Annotated in this window: 24 protein-coding genes, 1 tRNA gene and 1 other RNA gene; 7 read left to right on the top strand and 19 right to left on the bottom strand. The window is 68.2% G+C overall.

What is annotated here, in order from left to right; genetic code table 11:
- Positions 1-15: 15 nt before the first annotated feature.
- The gene (gene ctaD, locus A6048_RS05085; RefSeq protein ID WP_107748506.1) at positions 16-1,776 is read right to left on the bottom strand and encodes an aa3-type cytochrome oxidase subunit I; all 1,761 of its coding nucleotides are present in this window, start codon (positions 1,774-1,776) and stop codon (positions 16-18) included.
- A gap of 251 nt (positions 1,777-2,027) precedes the next feature.
- On the opposite strand from ctaD, the gene A6048_RS05080 reads away from it, so the two are divergent.
- Entirely contained in the window at positions 2,028-3,170 is a 1,143-nt protein-coding gene (locus tag A6048_RS05080; protein WP_235027586.1) for an ABC transporter substrate-binding protein, read from the top strand.
- A 99-nt stretch (positions 3,171-3,269) separates the two neighbouring features.
- On the opposite strand, the gene nrdF is transcribed toward A6048_RS05080, so the two are convergent.
- From nrdF to ykgO, 5 genes are all read right to left on the bottom strand, one after another.
- Positions 3,270-4,286 (bottom strand): class 1b ribonucleoside-diphosphate reductase subunit beta, encoded by a 1,017-nt coding sequence (gene nrdF, locus A6048_RS05075; protein ID WP_107748507.1) that lies wholly within the window; start codon positions 4,284-4,286, stop codon positions 3,270-3,272.
- A 55-nt stretch (positions 4,287-4,341) separates the two neighbouring features.
- Positions 4,342-6,423 carry a class 1b ribonucleoside-diphosphate reductase subunit alpha gene (gene nrdE / locus A6048_RS05070; RefSeq protein WP_235027589.1) on the bottom strand — a complete coding sequence of 694 codons (2,082 nt, stop codon included), beginning with the start codon at positions 6,421-6,423 and terminating at the stop codon, positions 4,342-4,344.
- Positions 6,371-6,943 carry a class Ib ribonucleoside-diphosphate reductase assembly flavoprotein NrdI gene (nrdI, locus tag A6048_RS05065; RefSeq protein ID WP_372450594.1) on the bottom strand — a complete coding sequence of 191 codons (573 nt, stop codon included), beginning with the start codon at positions 6,941-6,943 and terminating at the stop codon, positions 6,371-6,373. The genes nrdE and nrdI overlap by 53 nt, the downstream gene beginning before the upstream one ends.
- Positions 6,944-7,003: 60 nt before the next feature.
- The gene (nrdH, locus tag A6048_RS05060) at positions 7,004-7,234 is read right to left on the bottom strand and encodes a glutaredoxin-like protein NrdH (protein ID WP_107748509.1); all 231 of its coding nucleotides are present in this window, start codon (positions 7,232-7,234) and stop codon (positions 7,004-7,006) included.
- 656 nt (positions 7,235-7,890) lie between these two features.
- On the bottom strand, positions 7,891-8,013 hold the full coding sequence (ykgO, locus tag A6048_RS05055; protein WP_003852698.1) for a type B 50S ribosomal protein L36: 123 nt from the start codon (positions 8,011-8,013) through the stop codon (positions 7,891-7,893).
- A 214-nt stretch (positions 8,014-8,227) separates the two neighbouring features.
- On the opposite strand from ykgO, the gene nadE reads away from it, so the two are divergent.
- Entirely contained in the window at positions 8,228-9,118 is an 891-nt protein-coding gene (gene nadE / locus A6048_RS05050) for an ammonia-dependent NAD(+) synthetase (RefSeq protein ID WP_107748510.1), read from the top strand.
- A gap of 30 nt (positions 9,119-9,148) precedes the next feature.
- On the opposite strand, the gene A6048_RS05045 is transcribed toward nadE, so the two are convergent.
- Both A6048_RS05045 and A6048_RS05040 read right to left on the bottom strand, forming a co-directional pair.
- Positions 9,149-10,243 carry a serine hydrolase domain-containing protein gene (locus A6048_RS05045; protein WP_107748511.1) on the bottom strand — a complete coding sequence of 365 codons (1,095 nt, stop codon included), beginning with the start codon at positions 10,241-10,243 and terminating at the stop codon, positions 9,149-9,151.
- Positions 10,244-10,304: 61 nt separating this feature from the next.
- Positions 10,305-11,633, bottom strand: a complete 1,329-nt coding sequence (locus A6048_RS05040; RefSeq protein ID WP_235027587.1) for a glycoside hydrolase family 1 protein — start codon at positions 11,631-11,633, stop codon at positions 10,305-10,307.
- Positions 11,634-11,766: 133 nt separating this feature from the next.
- Here A6048_RS05040 and A6048_RS05035 point away from each other — a divergent pair, with 133 nt between their 5' ends.
- Together A6048_RS05035 and A6048_RS05030 are read left to right on the top strand one after the other, a co-directional pair.
- Positions 11,767-12,252, top strand: a complete 486-nt coding sequence (locus tag A6048_RS05035; protein WP_107748699.1) for a DUF3995 domain-containing protein — start codon at positions 11,767-11,769, stop codon at positions 12,250-12,252.
- Between the two features lie 25 nt (positions 12,253-12,277).
- Complete coding sequence (locus A6048_RS05030) at positions 12,278-12,697, top strand: YccF domain-containing protein (protein ID WP_107748513.1); 420 nt, start codon at positions 12,278-12,280, stop codon at positions 12,695-12,697.
- On the opposite strand, the gene A6048_RS05025 is transcribed toward A6048_RS05030, so the two are convergent.
- A complete protein-coding gene (locus A6048_RS05025; protein WP_107748514.1) occupies positions 12,649-13,557 on the bottom strand; it encodes a helix-turn-helix domain-containing protein in 909 nt (302 codons plus the stop codon). The genes A6048_RS05030 and A6048_RS05025 overlap by 49 nt on opposite strands.
- An 80-nt stretch (positions 13,558-13,637) precedes the next feature.
- On the opposite strand from A6048_RS05025, the gene A6048_RS05020 reads away from it, so the two are divergent.
- Positions 13,638-14,144, top strand: a complete 507-nt coding sequence (locus A6048_RS05020) for a VOC family protein (protein WP_107748515.1) — start codon at positions 13,638-13,640, stop codon at positions 14,142-14,144.
- A gap of 73 nt (positions 14,145-14,217) precedes the next feature.
- Here A6048_RS05020 and A6048_RS05015 read toward each other — a convergent pair.
- The 10 genes from A6048_RS05015 to prfB all read right to left on the bottom strand — a co-directional run bounded on the left by A6048_RS05015 (position 14,218) and on the right by prfB (position 21,531).
- Positions 14,218-14,290: transfer RNA gene (locus A6048_RS05015), tRNA-Ala, on the bottom strand.
- A gap of 132 nt (positions 14,291-14,422) precedes the next feature.
- A complete protein-coding gene (locus A6048_RS05010) occupies positions 14,423-15,166 on the bottom strand; it encodes a DsbA family protein (protein WP_162845724.1) in 744 nt (247 codons plus the stop codon).
- Positions 15,167-15,354: 188 nt separating this feature from the next.
- Positions 15,355-15,728: a transfer-messenger RNA gene (ssrA, locus tag A6048_RS05005) on the bottom strand.
- Between the two features lie 101 nt (positions 15,729-15,829).
- Positions 15,830-16,678, bottom strand: coding sequence for a DMT family transporter (locus A6048_RS05000; RefSeq protein WP_162845725.1), 849 nt, complete (start codon positions 16,676-16,678; stop codon positions 15,830-15,832).
- Positions 16,675-17,181, bottom strand: a complete 507-nt coding sequence (smpB, locus tag A6048_RS04995; protein ID WP_107748517.1) for an SsrA-binding protein SmpB — start codon at positions 17,179-17,181, stop codon at positions 16,675-16,677. The genes A6048_RS05000 and smpB overlap by 4 nt, the downstream gene beginning before the upstream one ends.
- A 59-nt stretch (positions 17,182-17,240) precedes the next feature.
- A complete protein-coding gene (ftsX, locus tag A6048_RS04990) occupies positions 17,241-18,143 on the bottom strand; it encodes a permease-like cell division protein FtsX (protein ID WP_107748518.1) in 903 nt (300 codons plus the stop codon).
- Entirely contained in the window at positions 18,143-18,832 is a 690-nt protein-coding gene (ftsE, locus tag A6048_RS04985; protein ID WP_107748519.1) for a cell division ATP-binding protein FtsE, read from the bottom strand. Before ftsE ends, ftsX begins: the two co-directional genes overlap by 1 nt.
- 85 nt (positions 18,833-18,917) lie before the next feature.
- Positions 18,918-19,529: a hypothetical protein gene (locus A6048_RS04980; protein WP_107748520.1), complete on the bottom strand. Its 612-nt coding sequence runs from the start codon at positions 19,527-19,529 to the stop codon at positions 18,918-18,920.
- Positions 19,529-20,425: a mechanosensitive ion channel family protein gene (locus A6048_RS04975; protein WP_107748701.1), complete on the bottom strand. Its 897-nt coding sequence runs from the start codon at positions 20,423-20,425 to the stop codon at positions 19,529-19,531. Before A6048_RS04975 ends, A6048_RS04980 begins: the two co-directional genes overlap by 1 nt.
- The gene (gene prfB, locus A6048_RS04970; protein ID WP_107748521.1) at positions 20,422-21,531 is read right to left on the bottom strand and encodes a peptide chain release factor 2; all 1,110 of its coding nucleotides are present in this window, start codon (positions 21,529-21,531) and stop codon (positions 20,422-20,424) included. The genes A6048_RS04975 and prfB overlap by 4 nt, the downstream gene beginning before the upstream one ends.
- Positions 21,532-21,697: 166 nt before the next feature.
- On the opposite strand from prfB, the gene A6048_RS04965 reads away from it, so the two are divergent.
- Complete coding sequence (locus tag A6048_RS04965; RefSeq protein ID WP_107748522.1) at positions 21,698-22,507, top strand: inositol monophosphatase family protein; 810 nt, start codon at positions 21,698-21,700, stop codon at positions 22,505-22,507.
- Positions 22,508-22,627: 120 nt separating this feature from the next.
- Positions 22,628-24,034, top strand: coding sequence for an acyl-CoA dehydrogenase family protein (locus A6048_RS04960; protein WP_107748523.1), 1,407 nt, complete (start codon positions 22,628-22,630; stop codon positions 24,032-24,034).
- The last annotated feature ends 42 nt before the right edge of the window (positions 24,035-24,076 follow it).

Here is a 24,076-nt window from a genome sequence, read left to right as displayed (position 1 = left end):
GTACGGGCGGGTGGGTCAGCCTCTCTGCGGTGACGAGCCGCGCTCGGCCACGTCCTTGACCGCAGCCGGGTCCTGGGCCGCGGCCCGGCCCCCGACGTGGGCCTCCGCACGCATGCGCTCGCTCATGTGCGGGTAGTGCAGTTCGAACGCCGGCCGCTCGGAGCGGATCCGGGGCAGGGTCACGAAGTTGTGACGCGGCGGCGGGCACGAAGTGGCCCACTCGAGCGAGTTGCCCGCACCCCACGGGTCGTCGACCGTGACGATCTCACCGTAGCGCCAGCTCTTGATGACGTTCCAGATGAACGGCAGCATCGCGATCCCGAGGATGAACGAGCCGATGGTGGAGATCTGGTTGAGCACCGTGAAGTTGTCCGTCGCCAGGTAGTCAGCGTAGCGACGGGCCATTCCCTGGTTGCCCAGCCAGTGCTGCACGAGGAACGTGGTGTGGAAGCCGATGAACATCAGCCAGAAGTGCCACTTGCCCAACCTCTCGTCGAGCATCCGGCCCGTCATCTTGGGGAACCAGAAGTACACGCCGGCGAACGTGGCGAACACGATCGTGCCGAACAGCGTGTAGTGGAAGTGGGCGACGATGAAGTACGTGTCCGAGATGTGGAAGTCGATCGGCGCCGCAGCCATCATGACGCCCGTCAGACCACCGAAGAGGAAGGTCACGATGAAGCCGAGCGCGAAGATCATCGGCGTCTCGAACGTCATCTTCCCGCGCCACATGGTGCCGATCCAGTTGAAGAACTTTACACCCGTGGGAACGGCGATGAGGAACGTCATGAAGGAGAAGAACGGCAGGAGCACGGCGCCCGTGACGAACATGTGGTGCGCCCAGACCGCCATGGACAGCGCGGCGATCGCGAGGGTCGCGAAGACCAGACCGGCGTACCCGAAGAGGGGCTTGCGCGAGAAGACCGGGAACACCTCGGAGACGATGCCGAAGAACGGCAGCGCGAGGACGTACACCTCGGGGTGACCGAAGAACCAGAACAGGTGCTGCCACAGGATGGCGCCACCGTTGCCCGGGTCGTAGATGCGGCCACCGAACTGACGGTCGTAGAAGACGCCGAGGGCCGCGGCGGTGAGCAGCGGGAAGATCAGCAGGATCAGGACCGAGGCCACCAGGATGTTCCACGTGAAGATCGGCATCCGGAACATGGTCATGCCCGGCGCGCGCAGGCAGATGATCGTGGTGACGAAGTTGACGGCGCCGAGAATGGAACCGATACCGCCGATGCCGACGCCGAGGATCCACAGGTCCGCGCCGACGGCCGGCGAGTGGATCTTGTCGGCCAACGGCATGTACATCGTCCAGCCGAACGCCGCTGCACCACCGGGGGTGATGAAGCCGGACAGCATGATGATGCCGCCCGCCGTGAACAGCCAGTAGCCCAGGGCGTTCAACCGCGGGAAGGCGACGTCGGGGGCACCGATCTGCAGCGGCATGATGTAGTTCGCGAAGCCGATCACGATCGGCGTTCCGTACAGCAGCAGCATGACCGTGCCGTGCATCGTGAACAGCTGGTTGAACTGCTCGTTGGACAGGAACTGCATGCCCGGGACGAAGAGCTCCGCCCGGATGAGCAGGGCCATGAGCCCGCCGATGAAGAAGAAGACGAAACAGGTGACGATGTACATCAGGCCGAGCAGCTTGTGATCGGTCGTCGTCATCATCTTCCACACGAACGATCCCGGCCGGGCGGTGCCCGTGGGTACGCCCGGTGGATGGTCGAGGTCGTCGACCGGCTTGGGGGCCACTGCGGTCATTAAGGGTCCTCCTGAACGCCTCACCCGACGCCGTGGGTCGAACCACCGACCCCACGTCGAACGCAAAGGAATAGTGCGTGAGCGCAATCCTAACCCTCCGCTGAGAGGGTCCACCACTCACCCCGCCGAACTCGCCGGGGTGGATCATCTGCGGGAATCCGGCGTCGCGACGACACGCCCGAGATGACGCCCGGACCCGCGCCGACCTCCACTTCGACTGCCCGGACGACCCATCTCCTAGGCTCTCCCCCATGACCGATCTCGCGCCGAGCCGACACCGCCCTCGCGGGCGGGGGTACCCTTCCACCCCCGTGCGGGTCACGGTGGGCGTCGCGGGCCCGCTCGTCGTCGGACTCGTGCTCGCGGGTTGCGGACCCTCCCCCGTCGACATGGTCGAGCACCCCGTCACCACGACCCCTACACGGATGGCCGGCGAGGAGCTCCAGCGCTCCGCCGAACCGGAGGAGTCGTGTGCGCCCGCACCGGCGCCGGCCGAGTTCCCCGGGAACGGCGTTCGGGAGGTTGCATCCGTGGATCCCGCCGAAGAGAGGGTGGAGGTCCCGCGGTCACCGGAGCGGATCCTGGCGCTCGGGGCCGGGGCCGTGGACGTCGCGTGCGCCCTGGGGCTGCAGGACCTCGTCGTCGGGACCTCCGGCCTGCCCCGTGACGCCGACGTCTTCCTCCCCGCTCCCCTGGTGGGACTGCCCGACCTGGCGATCACCGGTGACTCCGGCGTGGACGACGCCGCGACAGCGGCCCGTGAGCTCCGGCCCGACCTCATCGTGGTGGCCGACGTCGTCGATCCGGACCCGGCCGTCGCACGGGCCCTGTCGGAGATCGCCCCGACCGTTGTCTACGACCCGGACCCCCTGCGCTGGACCGACGCCACCGAGGCGATCGCCGACGCCTACGGCCGGCCCAGCGCGGGCGGCGATCTCCTGCTGGACGTGATCGACCGGGCGCGGTCCACCGCCGACGCCACCACCCCCAGCGACACCTGGGTCTCACTCGTCTCCGTCACGGACGCCGACGGGATCGTGGTCCAGCAGCCGGACACTCTCGGGAGCCTCATGCTCGAGGCGGTTGGCGCCGGCCGCCCCCCGGCCCAGCGCACCAGGGACGGTCAGCGGATCGAGCCCGCCCCTCAGTCCCCTCCCGTGGGCGACGAACTCGACGGTGACGTGATCTTCGCCGTGGTGGGTGGCGATGACGGCTCGGAACAGTCCGCGCGCGAGGCCTTTGCCACCGACCGGTGGACGGAGCTCGACGCGGTGGGCGCACGCCGCATGTTCGTGGTGGACCGGGCCGTGTGGGAGGGGGCCGGTCCCGTGGCCGCACGCGCGGTCCTCGACGACATCCGGGGCTCCATCAACGGGATCGCCCCGGACGGCTAGACGAGGAACCGGACGTTCCGGCCGACCGGTGACCTCAACCGGACGACATCACCCCGGCACCTGATCAGGTGCCGGGGTGATGCGTTGACGGGAGGAGCGTCAGAAGTCCCAGTCCTCGTCCTCCGTGGCCACTGCCTTACCCATGACGTAGGAGCTACCGGAACCCGAGAAGAAGTCGTGGTTCTCGTCCGCGTTCGGGCTGAGCGCCGAGAGGATCGCGGGGTCGACGTTGGTCTCGTCCTTGGGGAACATCCCCTCGTAGCCGAGGTTCATGAGCGCCTTGTTGGCGTTGTAGCGCAGGAACTTCTTGACGTCCTCGGTCCACCCCACGGTGTCGTAGAGGTCCTCGGTGTAGTCCGCCTCGTTGTCGTACAACTCGAAGAGCAACTCGAAGGTGTAGTCCTTCAGCTCGTCGCGCTCGGCCTGACCGATCTGCTCGAGGGCACGCTGGTACTTGTAGCCGATGTAGTAGCCGTGCACCGCCTCGTCCCGGATGATGAGCCGGATGATGTCGGCCGTGTTGGTGAGCTTGGCTCGCGAGGACCAGCGCATGGGCAGGTAGAAGCCCGAGTAGAAGAGGAACGACTCGAGGAGGGTCGAGGCGATCTTGCGCTTGAGGGGGTCCTTCCCGGAGTAGTACCCGAGGATGATGTGAGCCTTGCGCTGCAGGAAGGTGTTCTCCTCCGCCCAGCGGAAGGCGTCGTCGACCTGCGGCGTGGAGCAGAGGGTCGAGAAGATCGTGGAGTAGCTCTTGGCGTGGACCGACTCCATGAAGGCGATGTTGGTGAGCACTGCCTCCTCGTGCGGGGTCGCCGCGTCGGGGATCATGCTCACGGCGCCGACGGTCCCCTGGAGGGTGTCCAGCAGGGTGAGGCCGGTGAAGACCCGCGTGGTGAGCTGCTGCTCCGAGTCCGTCAGGGTCTGCCACGACGGGATGTCGTTGGACACCGGGACCTTCTCCGGCAGCCAGAAGTTGCTGGTGAGCCGCCCCCAGACCTGATCGTCGACGTCGTCGGTGACGCGGTTCCAGTTGATCGCCGACACCCGGTCGACGAGCCGGGGGGCGACCCCGGCGGCGGGGCTGTGGGATCCGGGGGCGTGCTGTTCGATGGTCATCGGATCTCCTGGTGGTGGCGGGGGCGGTTCGGGGCGCAGACCTGCGGCCGGGGGGTCAGAGCATGCACGAGACGCAACCCTCTACCTCGGTCCCCTCGAGCGCGAGCTGGCGCACGCGGATGTAGTACAAGGTCTTGATCCCCTTGCGCCACGCGTAGATCTGGGCGCGGTTGACGTCGCGGGTGCTGGCCGTGTCCTTGAAGAACAGGGTCAACGAGAGGCCCTGGTCCACGTGCTGGGTGGCCGCCGCGTAGGTGTCGATGATCTTCTCGTAACCGATCTCGTACGCGTCCTGGTAGTAGTCCAGGTTGTCGTTGGTCAGGTAGGGAGCCGGGTAGTAGACGCGCCCGATCTTGCCCTCCTTGCGGATCTCGATCCGCGAGGCGACGGGGTGGATCGACGAGGTCGAGTTGTTGATGTAGCTGATCGATCCCGTGGGCGGCACGGCCTGGAGATTCTGGTTGTAGATGCCGTACTGCTGCACATCGACCTTGAGCGCACGCCAGTCGTCCTGGGTGGGCACCGTGACGTCCGCCTCGGCGAACAGCTGGCGCACCTTCTCGGTGGCCGGCTCCCACGCCTGGTCGGTGTACTTGTCGAAGAACTCGCCGGACGCGTACGTGGACTCCGGGAACCCGGCGAACCACGTCCCGCGCTCCCGCGCGAGGAGGTTCGAGGACCGGACCGCGTGGTAGAGCACCGTGTAGAAGTAGATGTTCGTGAAGTCGACACCCTCCTCGGACCCGTAGTGGATCCGCTCACGGGCGAGGTAGCCGTGGAGGTTCATCTGCCCGAGGCCGATCGCGTGCGACTCGGCGTTGCCCCGCTCGATCGATGGGACCGAGTCGATGTGGGTCTGGTCCGACACCGCGGTCAGGCCTCTGATGGCCGTCTCGATGGTCTGTCCGAAGTCCGGCGAGTCCATGGCCTTGGCGATGTTGAGTGAACCGAGGTTGCAGGAGATGTCCTTGCCCACGTGGGAGTAGGTGAGGTCCTCGTTGTACGTCGACGGCGTGGAGACCTGGAGGATCTCCGAGCACAGGTTGGAGTGCGTGATCTTGCCGGCGATCGGGTTGGCCCGGTTCACCGTGTCCTCGTACATGATGTACGGGTAGCCGGACTCGAACTGCAGCTCCGCGAGGGTCTGGAAGAAGTGCCGGGCGTTGATCTTGGTCTTCTTGATCCGGCTGTCCTCGACCATCTCGGTGTAGTGCTCCGAGATGTTGACGTCCGCGAAGGGCCTGCCGTAGATCCGCTCGACGTCGTACGGCGAGAACAGGTACATGTCGTCGTTGCGCTTGGCCAGCTCGAATGTGATGTCCGGGATCACGACACCCAGCGACAGGGTCTTGATGCGGATCTTCTCGTCCGCGTTCTCCCGCTTGGTGTCGAGGAACTTGAAGATGTCCGGGTGGTGGGCGTGCAGGTACACCGCACCGGCACCCTGGCGGGCACCGAGCTGGTTGGCGTAGGAGAAGGAGTCCTCCAGCAGCTTCATCACGGGGATGACGCCGGAGGACTGGTTCTCGATGTGCTTGATCGGCGCGCCGTGCTCGCGGAGGTTCGACAGCAGCAGGGCCACCCCGCCACCGCGCTTGGACAGCTGCAACGCGGAGTTGATGTTGCGGCCGATGGACTCCATGTTGTCCTCGATACGCAGCAGGAAACAGGAGACGGGCTCGCCGCGCTGCTTCTTTCCCGAGTTGAGGAACGTGGGCGTGGCCGGCTGGAAACGACCGTCGATGATCTCGTCGACCAGGCGGCGGGCCAGGTTCTCGTCGCCGTCCGCGAGCGTGAGGGCGACCATGCAGACGCGGTCCTCGTAGCGCTCGAGGTACCGCTTCCCGTCGAACGTCTTGAGCGTGTACGAGGTGTAGTACTTGAAGGCACCGAGGAACGTGGGGAAGCGGAACTTCTTGGCATAGGCGTGGTCGAACAGTTCGCGCACATAGTTGCGCGTGTACCGGTCGAGCACCTCGCGCTCGTAGTAGTTCTTGTCGACCAGGTAGTCCAGCTTCTCGTCCAGGTTGTGGAAGAAGACCGTGTTCTGGTTGACGTGCTGGAGGAAGTACTCCCTCGCCGCCTCACGGTCCTTGTCGAACTGGATCTTCCCGTCCGCGTCGTAGAGGTTGAGCATGGCGTTGAGCGCGTGGTAATCCAGGCGCTGCCCCTCGCCCGCCTCTCCCGCTGTCGTGCCTTCGGGGGTCACGGTTGGTGCTGCCATGCCAGAACTCTTCCAATCCTTCGCGGACGCATGTGACGTCCTCGTGAGTGCCCATCAACTCGAACCGGTAGAGGTACGGGACCCCCAGTTTTCCTGCGATCACGTCGCCGGAGCGGCCGAAATCCGATCCGAAGTTGGTGTTGCCGGCGGCGATGACGCCCCGGCAGAGGCTTCTGTTGTGCGCGTTGTTGAGGAACGCGACCACCTGTCGAGGGACCGCGGCCCCGCTCTTCCCTGTGACCTCGAGGCTCCCCCCGTACGTCGGGACGATCAGAACATACGGGTCCGACACGATCAGTTCGGTCCCGGACTTCCGCACGGGGATCCGGAGCGCCGGGAGGCCCAGTCGGTCGATGAAGCGTTTGGTGTTCTCGGAGAAATTGGAGAAGTAGACGATCCTGACCGGCTCAGTGGCCGGCACCGACACCGCCATGACTGCCTCCTCGTGCTAGACCCCGGTTCCCTGGGAACTGTGACTCCGACCGGCCCCGGGTCAGGCCGCGACCGTGACGAGAGCCTTGATCCGGTCCGGACGGAAACCGGACCAGTGATCGGAACCGGCCACCACGACGGGAGCCTGGAGGTACCCGAGGGCCATCACGTACTCGCGCGCCTCGTCGTCCACCGAGATGTCCACGACCTGGTACTCGACGCCCTGCTTGTCGAGCGCCTTGTAGGTGGCGTTGCACTGGACGCAGGCGGGCTTGGTGTAGACGGTGACCATCAGTCGTGGACCTCTTTCGGCACGGGCGCCGGGGAGGCGCGGAGGGGATCTTCTCGGACGGTCATCGGTTCCGGCGCTTCCGCCCGGCCTGTGGACAACCGTGGTGTCTGTCAGCGTTCGCGACCCGAATGCCACGAGTGGAATTAATCGGTGGCCGCAACGCTCTAGACACTACCCCTAGTGTCCGACGAGTCAATCGACCACAACATTTTGGTCTTACATCGTTGGTATTCCCAGGTCGCGATCCCGCCTTGTGGACACCCTCCCACCGTTCCGCCGACGCACCGCGCGGATAGAAGCGCGGGGCCGTCCCCCACCACTGTGCCGTACCCGGGAGGCTCCCGGCGCACACCTTCCGGCGCTCCACAGGCCGTCCCCAACGACCCCACAGGTTGTCCCCACGCCCTCCACAGGCGAGGAATCCGGCCGGCCGGTGCGGGCGGGTTCCGTGGGGGCGCCGGGAGTTCCGCGACGGCGCCGAGACCGCCCCGGCGCGTCGGGCCGGACACCGTTGGTCCGGGTCGACAGGTCCGGGTCGAACCGGGCCCAGGTCGACTGGTCCGGGTCGAACCGACCCCGGGAACGACGACGAGGGCCCGCCGCCGGCGAACCGGAGACGGGCCCTCGAGGGTGCGTGGGTTCCCACGCGGACGGACTCAGCCCTGGCGGGCCTTGAAACGGGGGTCCTTCTTGTTGATCACGTAGACCTTGCCGCGACGACGGACAACCTGGGCGCCCGGCTTGTTCTTCAGCGACCGAAGGGACTTGCGGACCTTCATCTGGCGCTCCTTAGGCTCTCGGGGCGGCCGCAATGGCCGCCGACACGACTGGGATGACTGCGCGACACGTCCGACCCGGAGGTCGGATGCACGACACACAACTGGTCCATCGTAACGGACGCCCCCGTCAGAACTCCAACCGGCGGAACCGGACACCTCGCGTCCCCCGCCCGCATGTCACGCAGAAGTCACACGGGCTTCCTATGCTGACGCCATGAACCAGAACTCTCCCGACACCGGACACTCCCTCGATTCCGGTGCGCTCCGCGCGTCCATCATCGCCGAACTCGGTGTTCGCCCCGACATCGATCCGGAGCAGGAGGTGGAGCGTCGCGTGGCGTTCCTCGCCGACTACCTCCGCTCCACGCCGGCCACGGGTTTCGTTCTGGGGATCAGCGGCGGGCAGGACTCCGCCCTCACGGGCCGGCTCTGCCAACTCGCCGCCGAGAAGCTCCGCGCCGAAGGCCTGGCCGAGGCCCGCTTCGTCGCCATGCGCCTGCCGTACGGCACTCAGGCGGACGAGGCCGACGCCGTCACGGCCCTGGACTTCATCCGGCCCGACGCCAGCGTCACCGTCGACGTCCGGCCGGCATCGGACGCCGCCTCGGCGGCCGCTGCCGAGGCGCTGGAGGAACTGCCCGATCACGGGGGCCCGCTCCGGGACTTCGTCCGCGGCAACGTCAAGGCGCGCCAGCGGATGATCGCGCAGTACGCGGTGGCCGGGCAACTGGGCCACCTCGTCGTCGGCACCGATCACGCCGCCGAGGCGGTCACCGGCTTCTTCACCAAGTACGGCGACGGCGGGGTCGACCTGACCCCCCTCACCGGCCTCACCAAGCGACAGGGCGCTGCACTGCTGCGGCAGCTCGGCGCACCGGAGTCGACCTGGCGCAAGGTCCCCACGGCCGATCTGGAGGATGACCGCCCGGGCCTGCCCGACGAGGTGGCGCTGGGCGTCACGTACGAGCAGATCGACGACTATCTGGAGGGTCGCGACGGCGTGTCACCCGAGGCAGTGACCCGGATAGAGCAGCTGTTCCTGGCCACACGTCACAAGCGGTCGGTCCCGGCCACCCCCCTGGACACGTGGTGGCGCCAGGCATAGGGACGGCAGGCGTGATGTCCGGCCGGCCGGTCACCGCAACAGTTCCCACACCGAGTCGAGCGCGTCCGCCGTTCCGGGTACGTCGTAGGACTGCGTGGTGAACACCGCCGCGCAGCGGCCCGTGCGCCGGTCGACGTAGCCGATCGTCCCCAGTCCCCCGGCCCAGCCGACGACCCCGTCCGGGCGGATCTCCACCTGGAACCCGTACCCGCAGCCGGGAGCGACGAACCCCTCGGCAGCCGCGCGCTGCCGTGGGGTCAGGTGGTCGGTCGCCATCTCCTCCACGTACCGCGCGCCGAGCACCGTCCCCCCGTCTACCAGGACGTCGAGGATCGTCAGGTAGTCGGCGACGGTCGAGGCCAGCCCGCACGCCAGCGACTCGAACCGCGGTGGGTGATCGAACCTGATCCGGGTGTCCAGCGCCCGGAGATCCCCGTCCGGTCCGACCCCGTAGCTGGTGGGGAGCCGGTCCGGGTCGGCGGTGAACCCGCAGTCCGCCAGTCCGAGGGGACCGGTGACGTGCTCGGCCAGCAGCTCGGACACGGTGGCGCCCGCGGCCCGCGCCAGGAGCACACCCAGGACGTCGCTCCCCGTGTGGTAGTTCCACCCCTGACCCGGCTGGTCCGCCAGAGGCAGCGCACCCAGCAGCCGGAGGTACTCGTCCGGCGCCATCGGAGGGGCGTAGGGACCCGGGGCGATCTGTCTCTCGCTCATGGCGTCTGCCAGGGCGCTGCCCTCCCCCACCCAGCCGACACCGGCGGTCATGGTGAGGAGGTGCCTCAAGGTGATCGGTCGCCCGGCCGGCACGGTCTGGTCGAGCGGCCCGCCCGGCCGGGCCAGGACCCTCGGGGCGGACAGCTCCGGCAGATGCGTGGCGACCGGGTCGTCGAGCGCGAGGACGCCGAGCTCGACCAGCGTGAGCGCGAGCACACCACCCACCGGCTTGGTGTTGGACGACAGCGGGAACACCGCGTCCGGGTCGAGTGCGGGGCCGCCGAGTGACCGTGTCCCGCCGGCGACGATCCGAGACCTGCCGTCCTGCCGGACCCCGCAGACGTACCCGGTGAGTCGTCCGGCGTCGACGAGGGCGTCGAGCCCCTCGGTGACGGAGGCGAACCGTTCCATGGGGTGACCCTACGTCCGGGGGGCCGGGTGGAGAAGAGCCAGCCGGAGAAGGTCCGGGCCGTCAACCCGCCAACGTCGCGAGCGGTCCGTGGACGTCGACGGGATTCAGGCACGTGTCGGGGATCGTGCCCAGCGAGCACATCCCCACCGGCAGGACCGGGCGGTAGCCCTCCGGGACACCACCGCGCGTGATCACGTCCCGGTACGCGTCGACCCCGGAGGTAGGCCGACGCTCGAGCGCCGGATCGGTGAGCACGTCGACCTGGTAGAGGCCGAACCGGGAGTCGTAGCTACCCCACTCGTAGTTGTCGACCAGAGACCAGTGGTTGTACCCGATCACCGGGTATCCGTCTGCGACCGCGCGCTGGATCCAGAAGACGGTGTCGCGGAGGTAGTCACCGCGGTCGATGGCGTCACCGCGGTGGCCGTTGTCCGTCGGCAACCCGTTCTCCACGATGTACAAGGGCATCCCCGGGAAGTGCTTCGCGTAGTGGACTATCGACTCGTACATCCCCTCGGGCTGCGGCCGGACGCCCGCGAAGTCGTCCCACGCCGCGCGGATAGTGGTGAGGTTGTCGAGCGCTATCCCGTAGTAGTAGTCGATGCCGATGAAGTCGAGCTCCCCACGGATGTGATTGAGCAGGAGGTCATCCGTCGCCGGAGCGAACGCGGGCAGGTACGCCTCGTTGGCGGTCACCATCGCGTCCGGGTCCGCCCGGTGAGCGGCGTGGTATCCCAGCTTGTGGGCTGCGACCACGTTGTCGCGGAAGGCGTTGAACTGGTGCAGACCCACGAGCCCGATACGCAGCTCGTGGCTGAAGAACACGAGGGGCTCGTTGAAGGTGACCCACATCGTCCCGTCGCCGGCCCACCGCTCGGTGATGAGCTCGGCGTAGCGCCCGAACGCCTCCACCGCGTCCGGAGAGAGGAAACCGCCACGATCCACCAGCCAGCCCGGATACACGTAGTGGACCATGGTGATCATCGGTGTCATGCCGTGCGCCCTGATCGTGCTCAGGATGTCGTCGTAGCGCCGCAACGCCTGTTCGTCGTACTGCCCCGGCTGCGGCTCGATGCGCGACCACTCCACGCTCAGGCGGAAGGTGGTGACGCCCATGTCCGCGGCACGGGCGATGTCCTCCTCGTACCTGTTCCAGAAGTCGACGGCGTCGTTGACCGGATCCGCCTCGCCCCGTGACGCTGCACCGTCGACGTGGCGCTTCCAGTTGGAGTCCGCGTTGGAACCCTCGACCTGGAAGCCGGACGTCGCGACTCCCCAGTGGAACCCCTCGACCGCTCGAGTCTGTGCACCGGCGTGCGCGGACCCCGCGATCAGAGCGCTCGCGGCCAGACACACGACGAGCACCTGCGCGAGCAGCTTTCTGGTCACGACGAGACTCACGCTACGCATAACTAGAACATGTCACAGTTCTGTCCCGTAGTGCGCGGTTTGGAGTGACCTGCGACACACGTCGTTACTCGTGGGCCCTCCGACGGGCCACGCGACCAATAGCCTGTCGACCATGAGAGTGAACGGCACTCCGGATTGCCCGACACCCTCGGCTCGGGCGGCTCTGTGGGTGGCGGCGATCCTGGGGACTGTGCATGCTGCGTGGAGTGCCTACTGGGCGCTCGGGGGCCGAATCCTGCTGGACACCGTTGGCGTTTGGGCCGTCACCGTGGTGAAGGAACGGCCCCTCATGGCGCTCGGCGGACTGCTCGCGGTCGCTGTGGTGAAGTTCCTCGCCGCCTGGATTCCATTACTCGCCGAGACGCGCCGGATACCGGGCAGGCCCGTCTGGCGCGGGATCGCATGGGTCGGCGGACCGTTCCTGATCATCTACGGCACGGTCAACGCCGCAGCAGCCGCCGCCATCCTCGCCGGCTGGGTGGAGACCGGGAGTTCTGACCGGCCGGGCCTGATCGGCCATGCCCTCTTGTGGGACCCGCTTTTCGCGTTGTGGGGCGCAGCACTGACATTCGCATTGGTCGTCACCCGCCGAACCTGACGGCCGCAGTGTCTACCGTGGTGTCATGCGAACTCTGGGGAACGTGCTGTGGTTCATTCTCGCCGGCTGGTGGTTGGCTCTGGTGTACGTGATCGCGGGGATCATCGCCTGCATCCTGATCATCACCATCCCATTCGGTATCGCCTCGTTCCGTCTCGCGGCGTACGTCGTGTGGCCGTTCGGTAGGCGGACCGAGTTCCGCCGGGACGCCGGCGTGCTCTCACTGATCGGCAACATCCTGTGGATCCTCCTGCTCGGATGGGAGCTGGCTATCGCCCACCTGGTCGCAGGATTGCTGTTGTGCCTGACCATCGTGGGTATCCCGTTCGGCATCGCCTGCTGGAAGATGGTCCCGCTGGCCTTTCTCCCGCTCGGCCAGCGGATCGTGCCCATCCGTCACCCGTCGGAGGATCCCTTCGCCGCCGCGCCGGGCCCACGACGGTAGGAGTTCGGGCTCCGGCCGAGGACCGTGCGGAAGTCGGCGCTGAGGTGGGCGTGGTCGGAATACCCGAGGTCTGCGGCGATCTGGGCGATCGTCACCGACGGGTCGTCGCGTAGTCGCTGCGCGGCCTCCTGGAGGCGGTACCGACGGATCATCGCCAGCGGCGTGACCCCCACGTAGCAGTGCGCGAGTCGTTGCACTCCTCTTGTCGACACGCCGAGGACGGCGGCGACCTGGCCCACCCGGACGATCGATCTGTCCGAGGCGATGAGGTCTTCCATCGCGTTGGCCAGAGCGCCCCCGTCATCCGGGGGAGCGAGGTGCTCGGCGGCCCAGGCGGAAAAGGCGTGGATCGCCCGTCTCCGCGCCACGGCCTCACGCTGGTCGACCGCGCTCGTCCCGCCGACGGTCCCGCTCGTCCCGCCGAGGGCCTCGTTCGCCTCCGGCCCAGCCTCTGACCCGGCCCTCACCCCTGCCCCCGACATCGCCTCCGCCACGGCCCGGTGCAGCTCGGCGGACACGAACGGCGTCTCGGCGTCACGGAGTCGCTGCGGTGCGGTGGTCAGCGAGGCCAGTCCGGCGGGGCGGAGCAGGGCACCGACGGCCCAACCGGTGCCGCTCAGGTCGCGGTGGGAGATTCCGGTCGTCGGTCCGGAGAGGCTGACGCCGCCGGGTTCGACGACGAGGTTGGACGCGGGAAAGGGCAGTAGCTCCTGACGGGAGGTCTCCCCCGGCGCGAGACGCCAGCGCGGGATCCAGAACCACCGGATGCGGTCGCACAGTTCGGACGGGGCGTTCTCGCGGTGGAAGGTGGGCAGCCGGTCCGGATAGAGGACTCCGCGTCGATCAGCGAGGTCGGACATCGTCCCCTCCCCGCGTGTCTGCCGCGACGTCGTCGCGAATCTTCAAGCCGCCGCTGTGCGCGCTCTCGTAGGTTCTTCTCATGACCGAGAACACCACGCCCCGGATCGGGGTCACCGGAGAGCACACCACCGCGGGCGTCCCCCACGGGTCGACCACGCTGACGCCGTTCCTCGCCGTCGAAGGAGCGGGGGACGCCGTTGAATTCTATTCCTCGGTGTTCGGCGCCCGGGTGGTCGACGTGACGGAGATGGGAGGGGTCGTCGTGCACGCCGAACTCGACTTCGGCAACGGACGGTTGCAACTCGGCGAGCCCAGTCCCCAGTTCGGGCTCGTGCCCGCGCCCACCGGTGAGTCCGACTGCTACTCGATCGGTGTGTACTGCGCGGACGTGGACGATGTGGTCCACCGGGCCGAACAGGCCGGCGCCACGATCCGCGAGCCGGTGAGCGAGTTCGTCTCCGGCGACCGGTTCGCCTCGATCCGGGACCCGTACGGCGTGCGCTGGTCGATCACGTCCCGGGTGGAGGACCTGTCGGAGTCCGAGAGTTCACGTCGGGTCGCCGAGTGGGCGGCGCAGCAGGGATAGCAATAGAAAGAGCCCGGCCAGAGGCCGGGCTCTTGCTCGTATCAACCGTCCGTCTCCGGACCGGTTACTCGGGTGGAGCTAAGGGGACTCGAACCCCTGACCCCCACACTGCCAGTGTGGTGCGCTACCAGCTGCGCCATAGCCCCGTATTCGTCGTGCTCCGTTCACCTCTCAGCGACCGGCTCGACCAAAGTTACACCATCCCGGTTCGGCCCTCCAAATCGCCTCCGGCCCCACCACGGACGGGCGGGGCCGGTTCCGAGAACCGCGGATCGGGGTCAGGCGAGGATGTCCTGCAGCCAGGCCGGGTTGCTAATCTCCACGACCTCACCCTCGTAGGCGACGGTGGGGGTGGAGACGCGGTCTGTGACCTCACGGATGCTGTCCTGCGCGTTGTCGGCGGTGTCCGAGGCCTTCTCCATCCCGCCGTTGGTCTCCACGTTGCCGATGCACTCGACCGTGTCCGCATTCGCACCGGCGGCCTCGGCCGTACTCGCGAGCTCCCGCGCGGAACGATCGCCGCCGCCCTCGGTGGGCTGCTGGGCGAAGAAGGCGTTCTTGACGTCGAAGAAGACCGGCAGCGACTCCTTGGCCGCCACGCACTGGGCAGCAGCGATGGCGCGCGTGGAGTACTCCCCCGACGCCGACTGACGGTTGAGGAAGTTGAGGGTGTGGAACTCCACGCGCAGGTCGCCGGCCTCGACGGCCGAGGCGATCTGCTCACCGTTCTGCCCCTCGAAGGACGCACACGCCGGGCACATGAAGTCCTCCCAGATCTGGACGGTCGGGGCGGTCTCCTCCCCCACCGTGATCACGCCCGTGTCCGAGATCTCGATCAGCTCGTCAGCCGTCTCACCAAAGGTGATCGGGTTGGCCTCGCCACCCCGCTGGGCCATCCACACCACACCGCCGAGGACCAGGACGGCGACGGCGATCAGTGCCGCGACCGTGATCAACATCCCGTTGTTCTTCTTGGTCTTCAGCACCTTGGTGCTCTTGTTACCTGCGGGCTTGGCGTTCACGTGTGAGTGAGCCTTTCTCTACTGGGAAACCGTCGGCACTTCTCCGAGCGATCGGCGACTACCGAGAGGGTACCGAAACCGCGACCCGGGCCGGGACGGGCGGGCCGTGGGGTGGAGCCCGGGGCCGGTGGCGCTGTGGAGAAATGCACCGAGCCCCCGGTCGATGATCGACCGGGGGCTCGGCCCGATGGTGGAGCTGCCGGGAATTGAACCCGGGTCCTCCGCAGCATCGGCAGGGCTTCTCCGTGCGCAGTCCGCGTTGGTCTCTACTCGGATCTCGCCCTCATGCGGACATGTCGGCGATGACGATCCCAGTCACTGTTGGATGTCCCGACCCACCCCGTGACCGGGTGAGCCGGTGATCCCTCTAGATGATGCCGGTGACCGGGGCGAGGGCGACCCCGGGCCGACAGACTACGAGCCCGCTGTCAGGCAGCGAGGGCGTAGTCGCGCTGATTGGTATCGGCGCGTAATTGGTTGCCGCGACGCTTACGGTGGTCTCTGGCCTGCACCGGCACGCTTCCCCTGCGTCAACTCACGTAGTCGAAACCACATCAGCCCCGTCAGGTCCGCCGACTCTCATCGACGGACCCTTGACCCTACCCCGACCGGGGCCCCACCGCCAGGGTGACATCCGTCTCGGTCAGCCCACCACGAGCTCGGTCAGCCCAACGCGAGCAGCGCTATGGACACCCCGGCCAGCGTCAGCCCGACCACCTGGACCGCACGCAGGCGTTCTCCACCGTGGGTGATGGCCAGTGCGACCGTGAACGCGGGGTAGAGCGCGGCGATCACGCTGACCAGCGAGAGCATCCCCGCCTGGGAGGCGAAGTAGAAGGCGCCGTTGGCGACCGCGTCGAACACCGCCAGGACCAGGCCGATCGCGATGAGACGTCGGGAGAACCTGAACGATTCGCGGGCCGCGAACGCCGCCGTCAGGACGACTGCGGTGGCGCCGATCCGCGATGCCGCGACCGGCCACAGCCCCTCACCCGCCGGAACCTGGGCCAACAGGACGAAGAAGCCCGCGAACGCCAGCCCCGAGATCACCGTGAGCACCACCAGCTGCGGGGTCAGACGACCGTGACCGATCGACGACCCTTCGTCGCTCTCCAGTGAGACCAGGACCGTCGCGACGAGCGCCAGCGACATCCCGACCAACGCTCCCGTGCCGGGCCGTTCCCCTGCCGCCAGTCCGAACGCGAGCGGCACCGACGCGGCCAGAACCGCCGTGATCGGCGAGATCACGCTCATCGGCCCGCGCGAGAGCGCGACGTAGAACGACCACACGGCGATCCCTGACAGGAGACCCGATGTCATCCCCCAGGCCAACCCGACCAGGGTCGGTGAACCGCCGGCCACCACGGCCGCCGCCCCGACGAGCACGATCGACAGCGGGTACGACACGCTGACGACCCGGAGCGCGCGGGCGCGACGGGATGCGACACCGCCGAGATAGTCGCTGATGCCGTACGCCACCGCCGAGGTCGACGCCAGCGCGACGGGCATCATGCGTGCATGCCCTTGATCCTCCTGCCGAGTTCGCGAACGGCCTCGCGCTCGGCGGTCCGTTTGGCGAGGTCATGACGTTTGTCGTGGGCTTGCTTACCCCGCGCGACGGCGAGTTCGACCTTCACCCGTCCGTTCACGAAGTAGAGGGACAGCGGGACGAGCGTGGCATTGCCGTCCCGCACCTTGCCGACGAGCGAGTCGATCTCTCGGCGGTGCATCAGCAGCTTGCGGGCCCGCTTGGGCGCATGGTTGGTCCAGTTCCCGTGGGAGTACTCGGGGATGTGGAGCCCGCGGAGCCACAGCTCGCCGTCGTCGATCGTCGCGAACGCGTCGACCAACGAGGCCTGGCCCTCGCGCATGCTCTTGATCTCGGTTCCCAACAGAGCGATGCCCGCCTCGTAGGTGCCGAGGATCGTGTACTCGTGCCGGGCCTTGCGGTTGCTCGCGACCACGCTGCCGTCACGGCCGAGGGTCGACGCACCCTTCTTCCCCTTCTTGGCCACGTCGGCTCACCTCCTCGTGCGGTAGTCGGGCAGATCCTTGAGTCTAGATCAGTGCGGGATCAGTGCCGAACCGTGATCCGAAGGGTGACCCACGCGGTGAGCGCGGACGCCAGGGCGCCCGCCACCACGAGGACCGGGGCCAGGAGCAGGATGTCGTTGGTGGTGATCCGCTCCACCAGGTTCGCCCGGTACGCCTCGGCCAGCACCCTGTCGAGGAAGACGCGCTTCGCCGCGAGCAGTCCACCCACGGCGAGCAGTGCGCCGACCACGGCGGCGATCACCGCCTCGAGCACGAACGGGAGCTCGGTGTACCAGCGGCTCGCCCCCACCAGTCGCATGATCCCCAGCGCCGTCCGGCGGGTGTACGCCGCGATCTGCGTCATGTTGGCGATGAGCAGCACGGTGGCCACGAGTTGGACCACCGCCACGGCGAAGGCGGCGTTACGAACACCGTCCAACACCGAGAAGACCCGCTCGACCAGCTCCCCCTGCCCCTGCACGATCTCGATCCCCGTGACGCCGCCCAGGGCTTCGGCGACGGATTCCGCGCGGGTCGGGTCCTCGAGCGTGAGCGTGAACCGCGAACCGAGGGCGTCCGGGGAGGTCGACTCCACGAGGACCGGATCGGTGGAGGCGAACAGGTCCACGAACTCCTCGTATGTCTCCTGCGGGTTCTTGTACTCCACCGAGGCGACGCCGGCGGTGGCCTCGAGCTCCTCCCGGATCTCCCCGCACGCCGAGGTGCAGTCGGGGTCCTCGAGCGAGATGGACCGGTCCACGTAGACGCGGAACTCGTTGAGGTAGTCGTACTTGACCTGACTGGCCGATGCGGTCATCACCACCAGGACCCCGGCGCCGAGCATCGCCAAGGCCACGGCGGTGGTGATGATCATCGCCAGGGTCATGGACAGATTCCGGCGCAGGCCCTGGCCGACCTCGGACGCGATGAACTTCACGGCCATCAGCGATCCACCCCGTAGGTGCCCCGCGAGTCGTCGCGGACGACCTGCCCGTCGACGAGCTCCACCACGCGGCGCCGTGAGCGGTCGACGATGTGCCGGTCGTGGGTGGCCATGACGACCGTTGTCCCGGTCCGGTTGATCCGGTCGAGCAGCAGCATGATGTCCTCGCTGGTCTCCGGGTCGAGGTTCCCGGTCGGTTCGTCGGCGAGCAACAGCCGTGGCCGGTTGACGAACGCCCGCGCGATCGCGACACGTTGCTGCTCGCCACCGGAGAGCTCGTGCGGTCGCCGGTCCGCCTCGCGACCCAGGCCCACCATCTCGAGCGTCTCCGGGACGACCTTGTCGATCGTCCGCCGCGATGTGCCGATCACCTGCAGAGCGAACGCCACGTTCTCGGCCACTGTCTTCCCCTCGAGTAGCCGGAAGTCCTGGAATACGCAGCCGAGTGTGCGCCGGAACACCGGCACCGAGGACGCCTTCATGCGGGTGAGGTCGTGGCCGGCCACGACGAGGGTCCCGGAATCGGGCTTGTCCTCGCGGAGCAGCAACCGCAGGAAGGTGGACTTGCCCGAGCCGGAGGCGCCGATGAGGAACGCGAACTCCCCCTCGGCGATCTCCACGCTCACGTCGGACAGAGCCGGGCGTCTCGAGGACGCATACGACTTAGTCACATGAGTAGCACTGATCACACCAATAGACTAGCGCTACTCCAGTCACACGGCTCGGGGTCGGCTCGGTTCGTCGCCGACCACCGGACTCGACGTGCCCCGCGCACTACTCCGAGGTCTCGTCGCCACCGGTCGGGCCCGCAGCCGCGCCCTCCGGGACCAACTGTGGCTGTTGCTGGGGTTGCGGTTGTTGCTGAGGTTGCGTCTGCTGCGGCGCCTGCTGAGTAGTCCGGTTCCCCGTCGGGGCGGTGGTCTGTTGCCCGTCAGTCGTCGGATCATCAGTGGTGCCACCCGTGGGCACCGAGGGAGTCGTCACCGACGGCACGCTGGTCTCGGTGACCGGCTCGGTCGGGGGCGTGGTGGTGGCGGGATCGGTCGACGTGGCCGGCCCGTTCTCCGAGGTGGTCACCGGAGGTCCCGGGGGCCGGATGGCGACGACGGGTTCGTCCTTGACCATCGAGTACAGGATGGCGAGCAACACGAACATCACCAGGAGGACCGCGGTGGTCCGCGACATCGTGAAGAACTCCCCGAGGAGCGACACGATCCTCGGCCGGGGACTCCGGGACGGGGCGTCGGGATCGGGCGTCCCACCGAGGCCCAGTGGATCGCCGGTGACCTTCAGGTCCCGCGTGTTCGCGGCATCCGTCTGCTGGTCGCCCTGGTCCGGAGGCCCCTGTCGGCCGGATGTCGGGTTGTCGTCACGGTGCTCGGACATCACACGCTCCCCTCTCCGGTCGGCGGGCGGAGCATGCCCGCGCGGATCGCCGCCAGCGCCTCGGGCTCGAGGACGATCCCCTCGGCACGGAAGCGGCGCAGGATGATCGCGCGCATCCGGCGGCCCACCTCCCACTGCATACCGGGCTTGGTCCGGGCCAACAGTCGGATCACCGTCTGCTCGAGCCGGATGGACTGCACGCCCATCACGGTGGGCTCGTCCAGGACGTACTGACCCACCCGCTCGTCGTCGACGATCTCCCGGCAGACCTGTGCGAGGACCTCGTGGGCCTTGTCCATGTCCGCGTTGTTGGGCACCGGCACGTCGATGATCGCGCGGGCCCAGTCCTGCGACTGGTTGATGGCGGTGACGATCTGCCCGTTGGGGACGATCACCGCCTCACCGTCGAGGGTGCGCAGCCGGGTGATCCGCAGCGTGACGTCCTCGACCGTGCCGGCGGTGACGCCGGTAGCCGTGGTCAACTCGACGATGTCGCCGTAGCCGTACTGCCGCTCGGCGAGGACGAAGAACCCGGCGAGGAAGTCCTGGACGATCTTCTGGGCACCGAAGCCCAGTGCCGCACCGAGCACCGTGGCCGGGGCGACGAGCGCGACCAGGTTCACGCCGAATCGCAGCAGGATCTGGATGCCGAAGAGGATGTACAGCATCCCCACCGCGACGTAGGAGATCACCTGGATGAGCGAGTGGAGGTGCTTGGACTCCTCCGACCAGAAGTCCTCGCCGGCGTGTCGGGAGTCGATCCGCCCGGTCCACATCCGCGCGATCTTGGCGATCACCCGCGTCATCAGGGCGGCGCCGAGGATCAGGAGGACGACCTCGAGGCCGTCGTTGCTGAGCCAGGTCAGGATCGGGCCGAAGTCACTCTGGAGACTCACTCCGCGCCGGCCCCCTCCCGCATCCGCCACCGGATACCGGCCTCGATGAACCCGTCGAGATCACCGTCGAGTACCGCGGACGGGTTGTTGACCTCGAACTCGGTCCGCAGGTCCTTGACCATCTGGTACGGGTGCAGGACGTACGAGCGCATCTGGTTGCCCCAGGAGGCGTTTCCACCCGACCCGAGCGCGTCCATGGCCGCCCGCTCCTCCTGCTGCTTGCGCGCGAGCAGCTTGGCCTGCAGGACCTTCATGGCCGCGACCTTGTTCTGCAGCTGCGACTTCTCGTTCTGACACGTCACCACGATCCCGGTCGGGACGTGGGTGAGGCGGACCGCGGAGTCGGTGGTGTTGACGGACTGCCCGCCGGGGCCGGACGAGCGGTAGACGTCGACCCGCACCTCGTTCTCGTTCACCTCGATCGAGTCCGTCGTCTCCACCACGGGCAGCACCTCGACCTCGGCGAACGAGGTCTGGCGCCTGCCCTGGTTGTCGAACGGGCTGATGCGCACGAGCCGGTGGGTGCCCTGCTCGACGGAGAGCGTGCCGTACATGTACGGGTCGTGGACGACGAACGTCGCGGACTTGATGCCCGCCTCCTCGGCGTACGAGGTGTCGTAGACCTCGACCTTGTGGCCGGCCTTCTCCGCCCACCGCACGTACATGCGCATGAGCATCTCGGCGAAGTCCGCGGCGTCGACCCCGCCGGCGCCCGCACGGATGTTGACCACCGCCTCACGCTGGTCGTACTCGCCGCTGAGCATCGTCTTGACCTCGATGGCCTCGACGTCCTCACGCAGCTGGACGCGCTCGGCGTCCGCGTCCTCGACGGCGCCGCCGCCCTCCTCCTCCGCCAGCTCGTACATCAGCGGGAGGTCCTCGAGCCGCTGACGCAGTTCGCGGCACCGGCGCAGGTCGGCTTGGATGTAGGAGAGCTCGCTGGTCACCTTCTGCGCCCGGTCCTGGTCGTTCCACAGGTCGGGATCGGCGGCCATCTGCTCAAGCTCGTCGACACGACGGGCGAGCTCCTCGATGTCGAGGACCTTCTCGACCGTGGTCATGGTGGCGTCGAGGGCTGCGATGTCGGCGGAAACGTCAGGGTGCACGGGATCCAACTCTACGCGGCCCGCGGCCCGCCTCGCGTTTCCCCACCCGCCACCTGCCCGCGGTCCGGGGCACGCCCTGCCGTCGACCGACGGGGGTAGCGTCGCCAGCGACGGACCCGCTACCGCCCGAGGTCAGCGGGCCGCCGCGGCCCAGCGGAGGAAATCGATGTCCCCTGACACCCGCCACCGGCGGCCACCGTCCGACGAGGCCGTCACGCCCATGGCCGACGCCGATCTGGCCGCCAGACTCGTCGTCGACGCCGGGTCCCTCGCGCGGCGCCTGCGCGAGGACGGACTGGACGTGCGCCACAAGACCTCGGTCTCCGACGTGGTCACCGAGGCCGACAATGCCGCCGAACACCAGATCACCGCCCTCCTGGCCACCCACCGGCCCGATGACGGGGTCCTAGGCGAGGAGGGGACCCTGGTCCCCGGACGGCACGAGCGCAGGTGGGTGGTCGACCCGGTCGACGGGACCTACAACTTCGTCAACGGTTCCGACTACTGGTGCTCGGCCGTCGCCGTCACCGGTCCGGACGACTATCTACTGGGGGCGGTCCACCGGCCCGTCACCGGGGACACCTTCGTCGGGGGTTCGGATGTGCCCACGCGCCGCAACGGCGTCCCCGTGGCCCGCCTCGCCCCCGGGGACCTCGCCGCCGGCAGCCTGGCCACCTATCTCCACCCGCCGTTCTTCGCCGACCCCGACCTCGCCGACCCCTTCCACCGGGTCAGCCGCGGCGCGGCGACGATCCGCATGCTCGGTTCGGGTTCGGTCGACCTGGCGTCGGTGGCCTGCGGAGTCCACACGGTGTGGTGTCAGCACTCGTGTCCGGAGTGGGACTGGCTTCCCGGCCGGGCACTGGTCGAGGGCGCGGGCGGGGTCTGCGCGACCGTCGAGGTGAACGGCTACGACTGGTTCGTGGCGGGCCGTCCAGGCGCGGTCGACCAGGCCGTCGCACTCCTTCGCGGCTGACCGGAACGCTCTCACCAGGGCCTGGGACGACTTGCGGGCAAAGTCTGGCGCTCGGAACTTACTCCGAAGTAAGATGACGCCGACAGCACAGTCCACCGTCCGTCACGAGAACAGCTGGTGATGATGAGCAAGAACCCCACGTCCCCGTCCACGACCGGACGCGCGGAGGCCTCCACCCCGGGTAAGAACCCCACGAGGATCGACGCGATCGGAGCGGCCATGCGCGCGCTCACCACGATCACCGGGTCGGAGTTCGCCGAGCGTTTCAACCTGCGCCAGAAGGTCGACCGGGTCACCTACGAGGCCACCAAGACCGGCTTCAAGACCCTCGGCGCCGCGACCAAGTCCTTCAAGAAGGTCTCCGGATCCGGTGCGCCCAAGCGTCTGCCGGACGCCGACTCCGAGGCGAGGCCCGACCTCTTCGACCTCACCCTGGACGACGACCAGCAGATGATCGTCGAGACCGTGCGCGACTTCGCCGCCGAGGTCGTCCGGCCGGCTGCCCACGACGCCGATCACGCCGCCGAGGCGCCCGCGTCCCTGCTGGCCCGGTCCGCCGAGATCGGCGCCACGATGCTCAACGTGCCCGAGGAGTTCGAGGGCATCGCCTCCGAGCGCGGAGTGGTGACGAACTCGCTCGTCGCCGAGGCGCTGGCCTACGGCGACATGGGACTGGCCCTGCCGATCCTTGCGCCCTCCGGCGTGGCCACCACCCTGACCCAGTTCGGATCGGACGCCCAGCAGAAGTCCTACCTGCCGGCCTTCGCCTCCGAGCAGGTCCCGGCGGCCGCCGTGGTGGTGGCCGAGCCTCGTCCGCTCTTCGATCCGTTCGAGCTGAAGACCACCGCCACCCGCGGGCCGGGCGGATTCACGCTCAACGGCGTCAAGTCGATGGTGCCCACCGCCGGCAGCGCGGAGCTCTTCGTCGTCGCCGCCTCTCTCGACGGGTTCCCGACCTTCTTCGTGGTCGAGTCCGACACCGACGGACTCGTGGTGGAGGCCGACCCGTCCATGGGCCTGCGCGCCGCGGGACTGGGGCGGATCGTCCTCACCGACGTCTCCCTCCCCGCCGACGCGGTCCTGGGCGGACCGGACGCCTCGCCTGACGAGCGTGCCGCGACCTACGCCGACGTGATCCGCCTGTCCCGCCTGGGCTGGGCGTCCCTCGCCGTGGGCACCTCGCACGCCGTCCTCGACTACGTGACCCCGTACGTCAAGGAGCGTCAGGCGTTCGGCGAGCCCATCGCCCACCGTCAGGCGGTCGCCTTCGCCGTCGCCGACATGGCCACCGAACTCGACGGCATGCGCCTGGTGACCTGGCGCGGCGCATCCCGGGCGGAGCAGGGACTGCCCTTCGCCCGCGAGGCCGCGCTGGCCCGCAAGATCGCCGCCGACAAGGGCATGAGGATCGGTCTCGACGGCGTCCAACTGCTCGGCGGGCACGGCTTCACCAAGGAACACCCCGTCGAGCGCTGGTACCGCGACCTGCGCGCCGTGGGTGTGGCCGAGGGCGTGGTGGTCCTGTGAGCACCGCCCACCACACCACCCTCCCCACCCGGACTAAGGACC

Source organism: Dietzia psychralcaliphila, from assembly GCF_003096095.1.
Taxonomy (GTDB): domain Bacteria; phylum Actinomycetota; class Actinomycetes; order Mycobacteriales; family Mycobacteriaceae; genus Dietzia; species Dietzia psychralcaliphila.
Note: the sequence above shows the minus strand (reverse complement) of the source record. Positions and strands in the feature narration are given on the sequence as shown.

Bases quoted from the DNA above. Each gene is read 5' to 3' on its own strand.
- ctaD (WP_107748506.1), bottom strand. From the start codon at position 1,776: ATGACCGCAGTGGCCCCCAAGCCGGTCGACGACCTCGACCATCCACCG.
- A6048_RS05080 (WP_235027586.1), top strand. From the start codon at position 2,028: ATGACCGATCTCGCGCCGAGCCGACACCGCCCTCGCGGGCGGGGGTAC.
- nrdF (WP_107748507.1), bottom strand. From the start codon at position 4,286: ATGACCATCGAACAGCACGCCCCCGGATCCCACAGCCCCGCCGCCGGG.
- nrdE (WP_235027589.1), bottom strand. From the start codon at position 6,423: ATGCTCAACCTCTACGACGCGGACGGGAAGATCCAGTTCGACAAGGAC.
- nrdI (WP_372450594.1), bottom strand. From the start codon at position 6,943: ATGGCGGTGTCGGTGCCGGCCACTGAGCCGGTCAGGATCGTCTACTTC.
- nrdH (WP_107748509.1), bottom strand. From the start codon at position 7,234: ATGGTCACCGTCTACACCAAGCCCGCCTGCGTCCAGTGCAACGCCACC.
- ykgO (WP_003852698.1), bottom strand. From the start codon at position 8,013: ATGAAGGTCCGCAAGTCCCTTCGGTCGCTGAAGAACAAGCCGGGCGCC.
- nadE (WP_107748510.1), top strand. From the start codon at position 8,228: ATGAACCAGAACTCTCCCGACACCGGACACTCCCTCGATTCCGGTGCG.
- A6048_RS05045 (WP_107748511.1), bottom strand. From the start codon at position 10,243: ATGGAACGGTTCGCCTCCGTCACCGAGGGGCTCGACGCCCTCGTCGAC.
- A6048_RS05035 (WP_107748699.1), top strand. From the start codon at position 11,767: ATGAGAGTGAACGGCACTCCGGATTGCCCGACACCCTCGGCTCGGGCG.
- A6048_RS05030 (WP_107748513.1), top strand. From the start codon at position 12,278: ATGCGAACTCTGGGGAACGTGCTGTGGTTCATTCTCGCCGGCTGGTGG.
- A6048_RS05025 (WP_107748514.1), bottom strand. From the start codon at position 13,557: ATGTCCGACCTCGCTGATCGACGCGGAGTCCTCTATCCGGACCGGCTG.
- A6048_RS05020 (WP_107748515.1), top strand. From the start codon at position 13,638: ATGACCGAGAACACCACGCCCCGGATCGGGGTCACCGGAGAGCACACC.
- A6048_RS05000 (WP_162845725.1), bottom strand. From the start codon at position 16,678: ATGATGCCCGTCGCGCTGGCGTCGACCTCGGCGGTGGCGTACGGCATC.
- ftsX (WP_107748518.1), bottom strand. From the start codon at position 18,143: ATGGCCGTGAAGTTCATCGCGTCCGAGGTCGGCCAGGGCCTGCGCCGG.
- A6048_RS04980 (WP_107748520.1), bottom strand. From the start codon at position 19,529: ATGTCCGAGCACCGTGACGACAACCCGACATCCGGCCGACAGGGGCCT.
- A6048_RS04965 (WP_107748522.1), top strand. From the start codon at position 21,698: ATGTCCCCTGACACCCGCCACCGGCGGCCACCGTCCGACGAGGCCGTC.
- A6048_RS04960 (WP_107748523.1), top strand. From the start codon at position 22,628: ATGATGAGCAAGAACCCCACGTCCCCGTCCACGACCGGACGCGCGGAG.